At 64.6% G+C, this 14,297-nt stretch carries 15 protein-coding genes; 3 read left to right on the plus strand and 12 right to left on the minus strand.

The window, feature by feature from the left end:
• Position 1: 1 nt before the first annotated feature.
• The 4 genes from ACG97_RS02430 to ACG97_RS02445 form a co-directional block, all read right to left on the minus strand.
• Positions 2 to 1,333: an aspartate aminotransferase family protein gene (locus tag ACG97_RS02430; RefSeq protein WP_082133621.1), complete on the minus strand. Its 1,332-nt coding sequence runs from the start codon at positions 1,331 to 1,333 to the stop codon at positions 2 to 4.
• The gene (locus ACG97_RS02435; RefSeq protein ID WP_053068035.1) at positions 1,330 to 2,385 is read right to left on the minus strand and encodes a phosphotransferase; all 1,056 of its coding nucleotides are present in this window, start codon (positions 2,383 to 2,385) and stop codon (positions 1,330 to 1,332) included. The genes ACG97_RS02430 and ACG97_RS02435 overlap by 4 nt, the downstream gene beginning before the upstream one ends.
• Entirely contained in the window at positions 2,378 to 3,118 is a 741-nt protein-coding gene (locus ACG97_RS02440) for an SDR family NAD(P)-dependent oxidoreductase (protein ID WP_202902686.1), read from the minus strand. The genes ACG97_RS02435 and ACG97_RS02440 overlap by 8 nt, the downstream gene beginning before the upstream one ends.
• A gap of 210 nt (positions 3,119 to 3,328) precedes the next feature.
• Complete coding sequence (locus ACG97_RS02445) at positions 3,329 to 4,036, minus strand: hypothetical protein (protein ID WP_047965716.1); 708 nt, start codon at positions 4,034 to 4,036, stop codon at positions 3,329 to 3,331.
• Positions 4,037 to 4,241: 205 nt separating this feature from the next.
• Here ACG97_RS02445 and ACG97_RS02450 point away from each other — a divergent pair, with 205 nt between their 5' ends.
• From ACG97_RS02450 to ACG97_RS02465, 3 genes are all read left to right on the plus strand, one after another.
• A complete protein-coding gene (locus ACG97_RS02450; protein ID WP_047965717.1) occupies positions 4,242 to 4,922 on the plus strand; it encodes a GntR family transcriptional regulator in 681 nt (226 codons plus the stop codon).
• Positions 4,923 to 5,383: 461 nt separating this feature from the next.
• Positions 5,384 to 5,974: a DUF4360 domain-containing protein gene (locus ACG97_RS02460; protein ID WP_047965719.1), complete on the plus strand. Its 591-nt coding sequence runs from the start codon at positions 5,384 to 5,386 to the stop codon at positions 5,972 to 5,974.
• A 58-nt stretch (positions 5,975 to 6,032) separates the two neighbouring features.
• Positions 6,033 to 6,623, plus strand: coding sequence for a DUF4360 domain-containing protein (locus ACG97_RS02465; RefSeq protein WP_047965720.1), 591 nt, complete (start codon positions 6,033 to 6,035; stop codon positions 6,621 to 6,623).
• Here the strand turns inward: ACG97_RS02465 and ACG97_RS02470 are convergent.
• The 8 genes from ACG97_RS02470 to ACG97_RS02505 form a co-directional block, all read right to left on the minus strand.
• Positions 6,604 to 7,839 carry a benzoate/H(+) symporter BenE family transporter gene (locus ACG97_RS02470; RefSeq protein WP_047965721.1) on the minus strand — a complete coding sequence of 412 codons (1,236 nt, stop codon included), beginning with the start codon at positions 7,837 to 7,839 and terminating at the stop codon, positions 6,604 to 6,606. The genes ACG97_RS02465 and ACG97_RS02470 overlap by 20 nt on opposite strands.
• A gap of 169 nt (positions 7,840 to 8,008) precedes the next feature.
• Positions 8,009 to 8,794 carry a 1,6-dihydroxycyclohexa-2,4-diene-1-carboxylate dehydrogenase gene (locus ACG97_RS02475; protein WP_047965722.1) on the minus strand — a complete coding sequence of 262 codons (786 nt, stop codon included), beginning with the start codon at positions 8,792 to 8,794 and terminating at the stop codon, positions 8,009 to 8,011.
• A gap of 4 nt (positions 8,795 to 8,798) precedes the next feature.
• Positions 8,799 to 9,818, minus strand: coding sequence for a benzoate 1,2-dioxygenase electron transfer component BenC (gene benC, locus ACG97_RS02480; protein WP_047965723.1), 1,020 nt, complete (start codon positions 9,816 to 9,818; stop codon positions 8,799 to 8,801).
• Positions 9,819 to 9,839: 21 nt separating this feature from the next.
• Positions 9,840 to 10,331 (minus strand): benzoate 1,2-dioxygenase small subunit, encoded by a 492-nt coding sequence (gene benB, locus ACG97_RS02485; RefSeq protein ID WP_047965724.1) that lies wholly within the window; start codon positions 10,329 to 10,331, stop codon positions 9,840 to 9,842.
• Positions 10,328 to 11,695, minus strand: coding sequence for a benzoate 1,2-dioxygenase large subunit (gene benA, locus ACG97_RS02490; protein WP_047965725.1), 1,368 nt, complete (start codon positions 11,693 to 11,695; stop codon positions 10,328 to 10,330). Before benA ends, benB begins: the two co-directional genes overlap by 4 nt.
• Before the next feature lie 75 nt (positions 11,696 to 11,770).
• Positions 11,771 to 12,691, minus strand: coding sequence for a catechol 1,2-dioxygenase (gene catA, locus ACG97_RS02495; protein WP_047965726.1), 921 nt, complete (start codon positions 12,689 to 12,691; stop codon positions 11,771 to 11,773).
• Between the two features lie 92 nt (positions 12,692 to 12,783).
• Positions 12,784 to 13,074: a muconolactone Delta-isomerase gene (catC, locus tag ACG97_RS02500; RefSeq protein ID WP_047965727.1), complete on the minus strand. Its 291-nt coding sequence runs from the start codon at positions 13,072 to 13,074 to the stop codon at positions 12,784 to 12,786.
• Positions 13,075 to 13,116: 42 nt separating this feature from the next.
• Entirely contained in the window at positions 13,117 to 14,226 is a 1,110-nt protein-coding gene (locus ACG97_RS02505; RefSeq protein WP_047965728.1) for a muconate/chloromuconate family cycloisomerase, read from the minus strand.
• Between the last annotated feature and the right edge of the window lie 71 nt (positions 14,227 to 14,297).

Raw genomic sequence — 14,297 nt, forward strand, 5'->3', positions numbered from 1 at the left:
GCTACAGCCCGGCCAGCACCTCGTCCAGCGTGCCCAGCAGCTGGTCGGCGTTGGCGCGCGAGAACGGCAGCTGCGGCCGCAGCTTGAGAATGTTGCCGGCAGGGCCGGTGGCGCTGATCAGGATGCGGCGCTCGCGCAGCGCGTTGACGATGCGGGCGGTTTCCGCCGTGGCTGCGGTCTTGCGCTGCCGGTCGCTCACCAGCTCCACCCCCAGGAAAAAACCGGCGGCGCGCACATCGCCGATCAGTTCATGCTTTGCGGCCAACGTTTCGAAGCCGGCCTTCAGGTAGGCGCCGGTGTCGCGCGCATTCTGCTGCAGGCCCTCGTCGCGGATGATGTCCAGCACCGCCAGGCCGGCGGCGCAGGACACCGGATTGCCGCCGAAGGTATTGAAATAGCGCACCTGGCGGCCGAAGGCGTCGATGATCTCCGGCCGTGCCGCCAGCCCGGCAATCGGGTGGCCGTTGCCCATCGGCTTGCCCATGGTGACGATGTCCGGGGTGATGCCGTGGCGCTGGAAGCCCCAGAAGTGGCTGCCGCTGCGGGCAAAGCCGGCCTGCACTTCGTCGGCGATGAACAGCCCACCGGCGGCGCGGATGGCCGCCACCGCGCCGGCGAGAAAGCCTGCCGGCTCGGCAAACACGCCGTCGCTGGTAAACAGCGTATCCACCAGCAACGCCGCCGGCTGGATGCCGTGCCGCTGCAGGTCGGCGATGGCCTGCTCCACGTGGCGGGTAAAGCGTGCGCCCACGTCCTCGTCCGGATAGCGGTAAGCGTCGGGCGCCGGCACGGTGCGCACGTGCACGCCCAGCGGCACGTTGTGGCCGAAGGCCGGCGAGCATTCCGCCACGCTGCTGGTAACGCCGTGATAGGCATGACTAGTGACGATCACGCCGGCACCGCCGCTGTAGTTGGCCGCCAGCCGCAGCGCCAGATCGTTGGCCTCGCTGCCGGTGCAGGTGAACATCGCCTGGCTCACGGCCCCCGGCAGCGTCGCCAGCAGCCGCTCGGCGTAGTCGAGAATGACGTCGTTGAGGTAACGGGTGTGGGTGTTCAGCGTCGCCGCCTGGCGGGCGATGGCGTCCACCACCCGCGGGTGACTGTGCCCGACCGAGGCGACGTTGTTGTACACGTCCAGATAGGCGTTGCCGTCCGGATCGTACAGCCACACCCCCTCGCCGCGCACCACGTGCAGCGGCTGTTCATAGAACAGCCGGTAGGCCTGGCCCAGCACCTGCTGCCGGCGCTGGATCAGCGCCTGCTCACGCGCCGGCAGGCTGCCTGCGGTGGCCGGGTCGAAGGCATTGGCCATGCGTTGGTCCTTGCTGCTCATGCTTGTCCTTTCATGCCGCACACCTGCAGCAAAAATACCTGCGCCTGCTCGCGGCCGACGGCTTGCAGCCGTTGCAGGCCGTCCCAGCTCAGGCCGTTGTTGCGCAGGATGTAGGTCTTGTTTTCCGGATATCGGCTGGCGCGCCAGCCGGTGATGGTCACCGTCATGCACAGCCGGGTGAGGATCAGCTCGTACAGTAGCTCGACCTCCTCGCGCCGCAGCGGGTACAGCGCATGGTAGCCGGCGATCAGCTCGGCGGCGCTATCCAGCGGGTTGGCATTGCCGGACAGCTGGTAGGAACAGGCCACCGCCAGCTCACACACCAGCGGCGCCTGCACCATGTCGCCAAAGTCGATCAGTCCACTGGTGGTGACCTGATCCTGCGCATCCACCAGCACGTTGTAGGGGTTGAGGTCGTTGTGGATCACCTGCCGGCGCAGGCCGGCCAACGCCGGCTGGATCTCGCGCCGGAAATGCGCGACGAACGCCGCCAGCGTGTCGGTCTGCGGCCCCGGCGGCAGTTCGGCCAGCAGCGGCTGCAGCCGCTCGCTGTGCTGGATGTCCCACAGCAGCGCGTGGTCGGCGGACGGGTGTTCAAAATCGCTGAGCGCCAGATCCAGCCGCGCCAGCGTCTGTCCCAGGTCGCGGCGCTGGGCGGCACTGCGCGTGATCTGGTGCAAAGGTTGGCCGCCAAGGTAGCTGAACAGGCGCAGCACCCGCTGCGTGCCGTCCGCCAGCGTTATCGCCGCATACGGCTCGCCATCCAGCCGCGGGATCACCCGCGGGATCGGTAGTGCCGGGTCGCGGCTGGCGGCATGCAGCAGCGCACGGGTCTGGAAATCGGTGACGCCGCGCGCCTCGGCCGGGTGCGTCAGCTTCAGCACGTACTGCTGGCCGTCGTCGCCGTGGATGTGGAAGTTCTGGTCGCGCTCGCTGTTGAGCGGGCTGGCGTTGCCGCGCAGGCCGTAGTGCTGCCACAGCAGCAGGCTGGCGGCCTCGGGCGTGGTGGCGCTGCCCATGGTGGAAAACAGCTGGTCGATGCTGTCAGACATGCTGGCCTCCGTTGATGTGGATTTCCGAGCCGTTGATATACGAGGAACGGTTGGAACACAGGAAGTAGATCGCCTCCGCCACCTCGTGCGGCGTGCCCAGCCGCTGCATCGGCACATCGTGCTCGACGATTTTGGCGGTGTCCGGCGACAGGATGGCGGTGTCGATCTCGCCGGGGGCGATGGCATTGGCGCGGATGCCATGCGGCGCGAACTCGTGCGCCAGCTCGCGGGTCAGCGCCGCCAGCCCAGCCTTGGACGCGGCGTAGGCGACGCCGGCAAACGGGTGCACGCGCGAACCGGCGATGGAGGTGACGTTGACGATGCTGCCCTGCCCTTTTTTCAGCTCCGGAAACAGCGCCCGCGCCAGCAGCGCGGTGGACACCAGATTGACGTTCAGCACCCGGCCCCAGGTGTCCATATCGCTGTCCAGGATGCCCAACCGCGCGCCGTTGGGCCCCTTGGGCGAGATGCCGGCATTGTTCACCAGCGCGTGCAGCTCGCCATCCGGCAGCCGGCTGCGCACCTCGGCCACCAGCGCATCGAGGCAGGACAGGTCGGCCAGATCGGCCTGCACATGGCTGGCGCGCGCCGACGGCCAGCGGCAGTCCTCGGAGAACGGCTGCCGCGACACGGTAAAGATGTGCCAGTTGTGCTCCTGAAACAGCTTGACGGTGGCGTGGCCGATGCCGCGGCTGGCCCCCGTCAACAGCATGTAACGCTTTTGATCCGGCATGGCAGACTCCTGGTTGCAGTGGTGGCGGCCGTTGCGGCGGACCGGTGGCCATGCCGACCGTGCGGCGCTGGCTGGCGTGCCGTGACATCGCGGCACCCAATTTATGATGCATCATATTTGTTGCATTTTTTAATTGCAAGCACATCGATTTTTTGACTCTCGGCATGAAAAAACCCGCCGAAGCGGGTTGTTGCTAGTGATGGCCGGTCTTCACTCTCCGAAGAATGACCGGCGAATCGAGTGGCGCAGGTCCTGAGCGAATCGCTTCAGCTCCTCAAGGTCGGAGCCGTCGCTAGCCACGTAGCGGTCAACGTAGATTGAGGTCGCGTTCTTGGATTCATACATATCAACGCTATACATCTTTGCGCCATTTGGCTGAATCGTGAGTCCATAAGCGGCAGCATACCCCTTGACGGCACGTTCAACCCGGTCGGCATCAGACCCCTTGTCCACATACGAATCCATTATTATTTTCATGCAAGACTGATACTTGTCTTCTGCCCGAGAAACCTCAACGAACACGGGGTTGTTCTTGCTGCCGCATACGGTGCTGATGTCAGTCTTGAACTCGCCAATCACCGGCGGCTGCAATCTGATACTAAGATAGAGCGTGTCCTCTAACTTTTTGTTATTGATCCTGCCAAGTACCAAGACCCCATATGATCCATTCTTGTCGCCTGATTTGTAGTCTTGGACTGACGACCAAGAATTCAGAACAGTCCACTCACCACCAAGTGCAAACGATCGCCCATCAATGTTGACCCCGGTAATACGGTCGTTCTGCCGGAAAGCGTCTTCGAATTTCTTCGCCTGACTCACCACCGTGTCAAAGAAGCCGAACTCCACTTTCCCTTCATTTGCCTGAACAAGCCCACTCACCAACGCCATAAAGCTAGCCACCAGTACCATCTTCTTCATGTCGAATCCTCCGCAAGATGATGCAGATCATATCATGACAATTGGATTGACCAGGCGATAGTCATCCCCCACTAAATCCATCTGCACTAGACATGCGGCCAACCTTGCCGCACCGCGCGCCACGTACCTTGTGTTTATTTGATGCATCATATTTGCTAATGCCGATGCTAGAATCGGGCCATTCAATCTTGCGGCACGCCCCACCATGACCGACGCGCTGGACACGCTGGAACACGACAACCTCGGTAGCACCGTCTACCACCTGCTGTGCAATGCCCTGATCCAGGGCAAGCTGAAGCCGGGCGAGCGCCTGAAGATCCGCGAGCTGGCGGCGCGGCTGGGCACCAGCGTTACCCCGGTGCGCGATGCCATCCTACGGCTGGTACAGGAACAGGCGCTGGCGATGAAATCGGCGCGCGACATCCGCGTGCCGCACATGACGGTGGCGCGCTATCTGGAGATCCGCGCCATCCGCATCAAGCTGGAAGGGTTGGCCGCAGAAATGGCGGCGCAAAATGCCAGCGCCGAGCAAATCGCGCAGCTGGAAGAGCTGGTGCGGCAGAACGAGCAGGCGATTGCCGACGGCGATACCGCCCGCGGTTGCGACCTGAACCAGCGCTTTCACTTCGCGCTGGTCGACATCGCCGGCATGCCCTTCCTGCAGGGCATCCTGTACCGCATCTGGCTGCAGATGGGGCCGCTGATTGCCGACGTCTACGGTGACGGCGGCGACGACATGCTCGACTTCCACTACCCGGTGCTGGCCGCCATCCGCGCCCATGACGGCCCGGCTGCCGCCCTCGCCATCAGCGATGACATCCTGTGCGGCGGGCAGGTGATCCTGCAGCACCTGCAAGCCGCCGCGGTGGCGCCGCCCGCGGTGTAAGCGCCGGGCGCCTCCCAACCCGACCCGCCACCCACGCCACAAAAACGGGGCGCCGCTGTCACACAGCGCGCCCCCGGCCACAATCCCTGCCACAAACCGCCCCACCGGCAGCGCCCGCTGCCCAGGCCATCCCCTGCGTGCGCAGCACGGCACCCGCGTATCCATTACTGGCGTCTGCTACAGCACCCCATCCCCTGCGTGCGCGGCACGGCGGCGACGGCGGTCGATGATTATGTGCGTCAGCAGACAGACGCCAACAGCACGGCGCCGCAAGCTGCAACTAGCCAAGCCAGCATGAACCCAGGCGCCAACGCCGACCAGGGCAGTACGCGCGGGGGCAACGCGGCAAACGGCGATAAGGCCAGCGACGGCAATCAGGCGTGACGCACCGCGTTCCGCGCCAAGCCGCACCGGTCATGCCGTCTTGCGCAAGCAGGACTCGTCATACGAGGAGATGCAACATGAAAAAAATCATTCTGTTAATGACCGCCCTGCTGCTCGGCACGGCGGCTTACGCCGACGATATTGCGCTGGGCGAGCCAGGCTACGGCGGGACCGGCTGTCCGGCCGGCACGGTCGATGTCACCCTGAGTCCGGATGCCAAATCCTTGAGTCTGTTATTCGACGAATACCAGGTCAGCGTCGGTGGAAGCAGCGGCAAAAGCTTTGACCGCAAGAGCTGCAACATCGCCATCCCCGTGCACGTGCCGCAAGGACTGAGCGTGTCGATCCTGAAAATCGACTTCCGCGGCTTTAATCACCTGCCGCAGTCGGCGACCTCGCAGTTCAACGTCGAGTACTTCTTCGCCGGCACCCGTGGCCCGACCTTCCAGCGGCGATTTCGCGGTCCCATTGATGAAGACTATCTGATCAGCAACACGCTGACTGCCGAGTCGATCATCTGGTCGCGTTGTGGCGAGGACGTCAACCTGCGCACCAACTCGAGCATGCGCGTGAACACGGTTTCCAACAGGGAAGCCATGGCGTCGATCGATTCCGAAGACGTCAATGCCTCGATCATCTACCACCTGCAGTGGCGCAATTGCCGCTGAGCCCATCGCGGGCGGTGCCTGGCAGCAGGCGCCGCCCGGTTCATGAAAGGAAACGACCATGACCTGGCTGCTGCGTAGTCTTCTCGCCTGTGCCGGGCTGCTGTGCCTGCCGGCACAGGCCCAGGAAAGCAACGGTTGCCCCGCGGGCAGCTACTCCGTCATCAGCTCGCCTGATGGCACCACCCTGAGCATCTTGTTTGACCAGTTCACCGTCGCCAACAACGCGAATGCCGTGAGCGGCGCGCAACGCAAAGTCTGCCGCATCACGTCCCCGCTCAATTTACCGGCCGGTTATTCCATCGGTGTCTACAGGGTCGACTACCGCGGCTTTGCCAAACTGGCGGCGAAACAGGAAACCGCACTCGACGTGCAATACTTCCTGGGGCCACGCGACAACGCACACGGCCGCGCCTTCAAACGCAAGATCAAAGGCCCGCATGAAAACGACTACCTGTTTACGGAAAACATCGGCGCCGGACAAATGAAACGGGTCGGCTGCGGCGCGGCGGCGAGGCTTGATGTCAGCATCACCCTAAGCCTCGATGGCGAGCTGCGGCGCGGCGCGGCCATGGCGTCGCTGGACACCACCGATGCCGCCCCGGGCGCGGCCCTGGTCTACCATCTCAATCTCAAGCCGTGCCCGTCTTGACGCGGCCGCCGGCCTTTGGCTTGCGCAGCACATAGCTGGCGATGCTGCCGATCAGCACGCCCCAGAACGCGGCGCCCAGTCCGGCGTAGCTCATGCCGGAGGCGGTCGCCAGGAAGGTGATCATGGCCGCCTCGCGCTGCTCCTCGTCCTGCAGCACCGCCAGCAGGTTGGCCGTGATCGCGCCGATCAGCGCCACCCCGGCCAGAATGGCGACCAGCGCCTTGGACAGCGCCGCGAACAGCAGCACGATCGCCCCCGAAAACAGCCCGCCCAGCAGATAGAACACACCATTGGCAATCCCCGCCACATAGCGCTTGTCCGGGTCTTCGTGCGCGTCCTTGCCGGTACACAGCGCCGCGGTGATCGCGGCCACCACGATGGTCACCCCGCCCAAACAGGCGACCAGCAGCGAGGCCACGCTGGTGACCAGCAGGATAGGCCGCGCCGCAATGGCATAGCCGGCACCGCGCAGAATGGCCATCCCCGGCAGGAACTGTCCGGTGAGGCTGACGATGACCAGCGGGATGGCCAGGCTCAGCGTCGCCGCGATGCTCCACTGCGGCGCGATGAACTGCGGCCGCGTCAGGCTGAAGCTCGCCCCGCCGCCATGCAGCGTGCCGGTCGCCAGCGACAGCAGCACGCCGACCAGCAACACCAGCACGATGCAGTAGCGCGGCAACAGGCGGCGGAACAGCAGATAGGCCAGCACCATGCTGATGCCCAGCAGTGGCGCCGCCGTCGCCGAGCTGAACGCCTGCACCCCGAACTGGAACAGGATGCCCGCCATCATCCCCGCCGCAATGCCGCGGGGAATCCGCTGCATGATGCGGTCGAAGTAGCCGGACCAGCCGATCAGGAAGAGGATCAGCGCCGCGGTGATGTAGGCGCCCACCACCTGCGGCAGTGGCAGCGCCGGGAACAGCGTCACCAGCAGCGCGGTGCCGGGTGCAGACCAGGCGGTGATCACCGGCACCTTGGTTGTCCAGCTCAGCAAGATGCCGGACAGCGCGGCGCCGATCGAAATCGCCCACACCCACGACGCCACCATGTCGCGGCCGACATGCCCGACTTCCGCCGCATGAAAAAAGATCACCAGCGGCCCGGCGTAGGACACCAGCACCGCCAGAAAACCGGCACTGACCGCTGACAGCGACCAGTCCCGCCGCAGGCGTGTCAGCGCGCCGCAGCCGCGGGTCGTGCATTGCTTAAACCACATCTTCGCTCCTCCCATATTCACGCCTTGCGCCGCCGCACGCGGCAGTGCTGCGTTCTGTCATTGTCCCGCCCGCGCTTGCGGCCAACCTTGCCGGCAAAAAAAGGCGCGCCCTTCGCCGTGGGAACGGCCAAAGACGCGCAGCAAGGAAAGGGGAACTCGAAAAAAACAACTAGCCCTGATCGCCACCACCGACCGGCAACACCGTGCCGGTGATGTAGGAGGACTCCTCCGACGCCAGGAACAGGATCGCCGCCACCTGCTCCGCGATCGTGCCGTAACGGTGCATCAGGCTGGAGGCGATGGTCTGGTCGACGATGCCCTGATACCAGCCGGCCTCCTGCGCGCTCATCGGCGCCGCGTTGCGCGGCACCTTGCGCGGCGGCGCCTCGGTGCCGCCGGTGGCCACCGCATTGACGCGGATGCCGTCCCCGGCGTGCTCGAAGGCGAGGCTGGCGGTCAGCGCGTTGACGCCGCCCTTGGCCGCCGAGTACGGAATGCGGTAGATGCCGCGGGTGGCGATGGACGACACGTTCACGATCACCCCCTGCCGGCGCGCGATCATCGGCGGCAGCACCGCACGGCAGCACCACAGCGTCGGGAACAGCGAGCGACGGATCTCGGCCTCGATCTGGGATTCGTCGTACTCCTGGTACGGCTTGGCCCAGATGGTGCCGCCGACGTTGTTGACCAGCACGTCGATGCGGCCGAACTCGTCCAGCGCCGCCGTCACCGCCTGCTGCGCGCCGGCGTAGGTTTCCAGATCGGCGGAGATCACGATGGCGCGGCCGCCATCGGCCTTGATCTCGCCGGCCACCTCGTGCACGTAGTCGGAGCGGTCGACCAGCACCAGCGCGGCGCCCTCCTGTGCCGCACCGATGGCGACGCCGCGGCCGATGCCCTGCGCCGCGCCGGTCACCATGACTACTTTTTCGTCAAAACGTTGTTGCTGTCGCATCGCGTCACGCCTCGCTGCTGGCCGAGAATTTCTCGTAGTAGAAGTTGGCCGGGGTAATGCCCGAGTCGGCCAGCCACTGGCGCACCGCATCGACCATCGCCACCGGGCCGCACAGGTAGATGTCGACATCGCCGCCATTGAGCCACGCCGGGTCGATGTGCCCAGTGACGTAACCCTTGCGTGGATGTTCGCTGTCGGCAGCCGCCACGCAGCTGCGGTACTCGAACTGCGGCAGGCGGACATGGGCGGCCTCCAGCTGCTCCAGCGCCACCAGATCGACATCGTTGGTGACGCCGAACACCATGCGCAGCGGCTGCGGGCTGCCGGATTCGGCCAGCACCGCCAGCATCGACAGGAAGGGCGCGATGCCGGTGCCGCCGGCGAGGAACAGCACCGGACGCACCACCTCGCGCAGATAGAAGCTGCCGTACGGGCCGCTGAAACTGATGCGCTGGCCGGGGCGGGCGTCGTGGCTCAGGAACTGGCTCATGCGGCCGCCCGGCACATTGCGCACCACGAAGGCCGCCTGCGCGGCGCCAGGCGGCGAGCTGAAGGAGTAGGCACGCGACAGCTCGCTGCCGGGGATGTTGACCTTCACATACTGGCCGGGCAGGAAACCAAGGTTGGCCGCAGCATCCAGTTCGATGGCGAAGCCGATGGTGGAATCGGACAGGGTCTCCACCGCCGCCAGCGTGCCGTCAAAGGTGGTCACGCCGGTCTTGCAGGCCTGTGACGAGGCCGGGATCCGGATCACGCAATCGGATTTCGGCCGCGTCTGGCAGGCGAGGATATAGCCCTGGCCGGCCTCTTCTGCGGTCAGCGCGTCGTCGATGTAGCTGGACGGCGGCAACTCGTAGCTGCCGGACTCGCACAGGCCGCGACAGGTGCCGCAGGCGCCATCACGGCAATCCAGCGGGATGTTGATCTTCTGGCGATAGGCGGCATCGGATAGCGTCTCGTTGTCGTTGCAGCTGATGAAACGGGTGACGCCATCCTCAAACTGAAGTGCAATCTGGTAACTCATGGTGTATTCCTGCCTGGCGGATCAGATGTGGTAGATGTCGATTACCTGGTGGATGTAATCGTTCTTCAGCACCACATACTTGTTGCGGATTTTCGGACTGTCCCCGGCAAAATCGATCACGTAGCGCGCCATGCCGAAGTGGCTGTAATCGGTCTTGTAACGGTGGCTCAGCGTGTGCCAGTTGAAGCGCACCGTGACCTGTGCGCCGTCCTGCGCCTCCAGCTCGATATTGCTGATGTTGTGGCTGGTACGGGTGTCCGGCATGGTGGCGCTGGAGCGCTCGGTCTTGATGCGGAACACGCGGTCTTCCAGCCCCTGGCGATTCGGGTAGTAGATCAGCGAGATCTCGCGCTGCGGATCGGAGACCAGGGTGTCGTCGTCGTCCCACGAGGGCATCCAGAACTCGGCGTCGGGGTGGTAGCACGCCAGCCAGTCATCCCACTGCTCGTCGTCGAGCAGGCGGCTTTCGCGGTAGAGAAAGGTGCGGATCTGCTCCATGTTCACGGTACTCATGCCTGACCCCCTTCCGCGGCAACGGCTTTCTTCATCACGTCCAGCCAGTAGCGGTGCTGCACCGTGTACAGGCCCTCGTCCTCGGTCTTGACCCCGCTGAGCACCGGCTTCAGGCCGATCTTGCGCGCGGCTTCGTCGGCCCCTTCCACCCAGTGCGTCGAACCCCGGCACATGTCGTTCCACTCCACCGCACGGCCGGCGTAGCCTTGCTGGCAGGCGCGGAACTCTTCCAGATCATCCGGCGTGGCCATGCCGCTGGCGTTGAAGAAGTCCTCGTACTGGCGGATGCGGCGTGCACGGGCGTCGGCCGGCTCGCCCTTGGGTGCGATGCAGTAGATGGTCACTTCGGACTTGCCCACCGACAGCGGCCGCACCACGCGGATCTGCGAGCCGAACTGGTCCATCAGGTACACGTTCGGGTACAGGCACAGGTTGCGCGAGTTGCGCACCATCCAGTCGGCCATCTCCGGGCCGAGCTTGTCGGCGTATTCGTCGCGGCGCGCGAAGTTCGGGCGGTCTTCCGGGTTCGCCCACTGTGTCCACAGCAGCATGTGACCGTGCTCGAAGGCGTAGAAGCCGCCGCCCTGCTTGCCCCACTTGCCGGCATCCATCGCGCGGGTGTTGTCTTCGCGCGCGTTCTGTTCCTTGCGGTGGCTGGTGGTGGCGGCGTAGTTCCAGTGCACGGCCGAGACGTGGTAACCATCGGCGCCATTTTCGGCGGTCAGCTTCCAGTTGCCGTCAAAGGTGTAGGTGGACGAGCCGCGCAGCACTTCCAGCCCATCCGGCGACTGCTCGACGATCATGTCGATGATCTTGGTGGCCTCGCCGAGGTAGTCCTGCAGCGGCTTGACGTCCGCATTGAGGCTGCCGAACAGGAAGCCGCGGTAGTTCTCGAAGCGCGCCACCTTCTTCAGGTCGTGCGAGCCTTCCTTGTTGAAGCAGTCCGGGTAGCCGGCGTCTTCCGGATCTTTCACCTTCAGCAGCTTGCCGCTGTTGTTGAAGGTCCAGCCGTGGAACGGACAGGTATAGGTCGCCTTGTTGCCGCGCTTGTGGCGGCACAGCGTCGCGCCGCGGTGGGTACAGGCGTTGACGAAGGCGTTCAGCTCACCCTGGCGGTTGCGCGCGATGAAGATCGGCTGGCGCCCCATATTGGTGGTGTAGTAATCGTTGTTGTTCGGGATCTGGCTCTCGTGCGCGAGATAGATCCAGTTGCCTTCGAAGATGTGCTTCATCTCGAGTTCGAACAGCGCCTCGTCGGTGAAGACGCTGCGGTGCAGGCGGTAGTCACCGGTCTGCGGGTTCTCGATCAGGTAGTCGTCCAGCTGCCGCAGCTTCGGCGTGGCATCGGGATGGATGGGGATCATTTCCGTACTCCTCGGTCTGGTCAGATGGATCACGCCTGGCGTGATCCGTCCCTGTGGCTTGATGCCCGGTATCGATCAGGCGCTGGCGCGCTGGCGCTCGACGATGCTGCTCGGTACGACGGCAGTCTCACCGTAGAGGTGGAAATCGAAATCGATGGCGGCGAACGGCTTGTTCAGCTGTTTCTGGTCCAGCTCGGCAGGATCGCTGATGCGGGTCACCGACGGCACCAGGCCTTCGCGACTGGCGAAGGCGAAGTCATCCCAGCAGTATTCGTCACCCTCGATATTGATCTGGGTGGTCAGCTTGCGATGCTCCGCCGCCGACACGAAGAAGTGGATGTGCGCCGGGCGACGGCCGTGACGGCCGAGCTGGTTCAACAGGCGCTGGGTGGTACCTTCCGGCGGACAGCCGTAGCCCATCGGCACGATGCTGCGGAACTGGTAGCGACCCTGCTCGTCGGTGATGATGGTGCGGCGCAGGTTGAAATGGGACTGGCTCTTGTCGAAGAAGGAGTAGTTGCCCATCAGGTTGGCGTGCCACACCTCCACCTGCGCGCCCGGCAGCGGCTTGCCGTCGGCACCGTAAACGGTGCCCTGCATGAACAGCACTTCGCCCAGCTCGACTTCGGTGCCATCGTCCAGACGGGCAAAACCGGTGCTCTTCGGCGCGCCGGCCACATACAGCGGGCCTTCGATGGTGCGCGGCGTGCCGCCGTTCAGGCCGGCGCGGGCCTCCGCCTCATCCTGGCGAATGTCGATGAAACGCTCCAGGCCGATACCTGGCGCCAAGAGGCCCAGCTCGTGGGTGGCACCGGCTTCGGCAAAGTACTCCAGACCTTTCCAGATCTCGCTCGGGGTGAGATCCAGATCCTCGATCGCCTTGAACAGGTCGCTGGTCAGGCGCACGACCACTTGCTGGACCCGTGGATTCACGTCGCCGGTAGCGGTATCGACGATGAAGCTTTTTACCAGGGCATCGATTTCTGCGTGATTCATGTTTGTACTCCTCTGTAGTGCTGTTGTGTTGTGACTCGGGGTTGCGGGTTGACGCGGGTTTACGGCTCAGGCCTTCTGCGGGCCTTGTTCATTCAACGGTCGTCGTCATGCACCGAAGACGGATGACGACACAGCGGCATGACCTGGATGGTCATGTACGGAAACAGTGGCAGCGTGGACAGCAGCTGGTGCAGCTCCTCGACATCCGCCACGTCAAAAATGCTGACGTTCGAGTACTGGCCGGCGATGCGCCACAGATGGCGCCAGGTGCCGCTGCGCTGCAGCGCCTGCGCCTTGTCCTTCTCCACTTGCTTCAGGTTGGCCGCAACGCTGTCGGCCATGTCGTGAGGCAACTTGACGTCCATTCGTACGTGAAACAGCATGGTTTGCTCCTCTTCTGATTCGGGATAAGGTCAACGACGGCGTTACTGGCGGCGCAGGCGGGCCAGCCTGTCGCGGTCGATCTGGATGCCCAGCCCCGGCCCGGTCGGCACCTGCAGCATGAAATCCTTGTACTGCAGCGGTTCGCACAGGATTTCCTCGGTCAGCAGCAGCGGCCCGAACAGCTCGGTGCCGTGGCTGAGCGAGGCAAAGGTGGAAAACAGGTGCGCCGAGGCGGCGGTGCCGACGGCACCTTCCAGCATGGTGCCGCCGTACAGGCCTATGCCCGCCAGCTGCGCCAGCTCGCCGACCAGCCGCGCCGGCAGCAGGCCGCCGGACTGCGCGATCTTGACCGCGAACACATCGGCGCCGGCCGACGCGGCCAGCTCAAAGGCGCTCTGCGGGCCGTGCAGGGCCTCGTCGGCCATCAGCGGCACGCTGAAACGGCTGGCCAGCCGCGCCAGCGACGCACGCTGTTCGGCGCGCACCGGCTGCTCGATCAGGTCGATGCCGCCGTCCTCCAGTGCCGCGATACCGGACACCGCGTCCAGCTCGCTCCACGCCTGGTTGACGTCGACGCGCACGCTGACGTCATCCCCCAGTGTCTTCTTGATCGCCAGCACGTGCGCCACATCGTCCTGCACGCTGCGCAGGCCGATCTTCAGCTTGAAAATGCGGTGCCGGCGCTGCGCCAGCATCTGCTCGGCCTCGGCAATGTCGCGGGCGGTATCGCCGCTGGCCAGCGTCCACGCCACCGGCAAGGCGTCGCGCACCCGGCCGCCGAGCAACTCGCTCAGCGGCATGCCCAGCCGCTTGGCCTGCGCATCCAGCAGCGCGGTTTCGATCGCGCATTTGGCGAAGCGGTTGCCCTGGATCGTCTTGCGAATGCGGGCCATCACCAGCGCCACCCTGGTCGCGTCCATGCCGACAATCTGCGGTGCGATATGGGTGTCGATATTGGCCTTGATGCTTTCCGGGCTTTCCTCGCCGTAGCTCAGGCCACCGATGGTGGTCGCCTCCCCCCAACCCTCGATGCCGTCATCGCAAAGGACGCGGATCAGGACCAGCGTTTGGGTGCTCATCGTGGCCACCGACAGCTTGTGAGGGCGTATGGTGGGCACGTCTGCGAGTATGGTTTCTATTGAGCGGATCATGTTTTTTCGGTATAGAATTCGTGTTGGAAATTTCAAAACCAACAATACACGGCTAAAATTTCCGCGACCAA

Origin of the sequence: Vogesella sp. EB, assembly GCF_001037925.1 — a bacterium.
Classification (GTDB): Bacteria; Pseudomonadota; Gammaproteobacteria; order Burkholderiales; family Chromobacteriaceae; genus Vogesella; species Vogesella indigofera.

What these genes read in the sequence shown, in the direction of transcription:
- benA (WP_047965725.1), bottom strand. Translation starts at nt 11,695, where the DNA reads ATGATCCCCATCCATCCCGATGCCACGCCGAAGCTGCGGCAGCTGGAC.
- ACG97_RS02435 (WP_053068035.1), bottom strand. Translation starts at nt 2,385, where the DNA reads ATGTCTGACAGCATCGACCAGCTGTTTTCCACCATGGGCAGCGCCACC.
- benC (WP_047965723.1), bottom strand. Translation starts at nt 9,818, where the DNA reads ATGAGTTACCAGATTGCACTTCAGTTTGAGGATGGCGTCACCCGTTTC.
- ACG97_RS02450 (WP_047965717.1), top strand. Translation starts at nt 4,242, where the DNA reads ATGACCGACGCGCTGGACACGCTGGAACACGACAACCTCGGTAGCACC.
- benB (WP_047965724.1), bottom strand. Translation starts at nt 10,331, where the DNA reads ATGAGTACCGTGAACATGGAGCAGATCCGCACCTTTCTCTACCGCGAA.
- ACG97_RS02475 (WP_047965722.1), bottom strand. Translation starts at nt 8,794, where the DNA reads ATGCGACAGCAACAACGTTTTGACGAAAAAGTAGTCATGGTGACCGGC.
- catA (WP_047965726.1), bottom strand. Translation starts at nt 12,691, where the DNA reads ATGAATCACGCAGAAATCGATGCCCTGGTAAAAAGCTTCATCGTCGAT.
- ACG97_RS02460 (WP_047965719.1), top strand. Translation starts at nt 5,384, where the DNA reads ATGAAAAAAATCATTCTGTTAATGACCGCCCTGCTGCTCGGCACGGCG.
- ACG97_RS02505 (WP_047965728.1), bottom strand. Translation starts at nt 14,226, where the DNA reads ATGATCCGCTCAATAGAAACCATACTCGCAGACGTGCCCACCATACGC.
- catC (WP_047965727.1), bottom strand. Translation starts at nt 13,074, where the DNA reads ATGCTGTTTCACGTACGAATGGACGTCAAGTTGCCTCACGACATGGCC.
- ACG97_RS02470 (WP_047965721.1), bottom strand. Translation starts at nt 7,839, where the DNA reads ATGTGGTTTAAGCAATGCACGACCCGCGGCTGCGGCGCGCTGACACGC.
- ACG97_RS02430 (WP_082133621.1), bottom strand. Translation starts at nt 1,333, where the DNA reads ATGAGCAGCAAGGACCAACGCATGGCCAATGCCTTCGACCCGGCCACC.
- ACG97_RS02440 (WP_202902686.1), bottom strand. Translation starts at nt 3,118, where the DNA reads ATGCCGGATCAAAAGCGTTACATGCTGTTGACGGGGGCCAGCCGCGGC.
- ACG97_RS02445 (WP_047965716.1), bottom strand. Translation starts at nt 4,036, where the DNA reads ATGAAGAAGATGGTACTGGTGGCTAGCTTTATGGCGTTGGTGAGTGGG.
- ACG97_RS02465 (WP_047965720.1), top strand. Translation starts at nt 6,033, where the DNA reads ATGACCTGGCTGCTGCGTAGTCTTCTCGCCTGTGCCGGGCTGCTGTGC.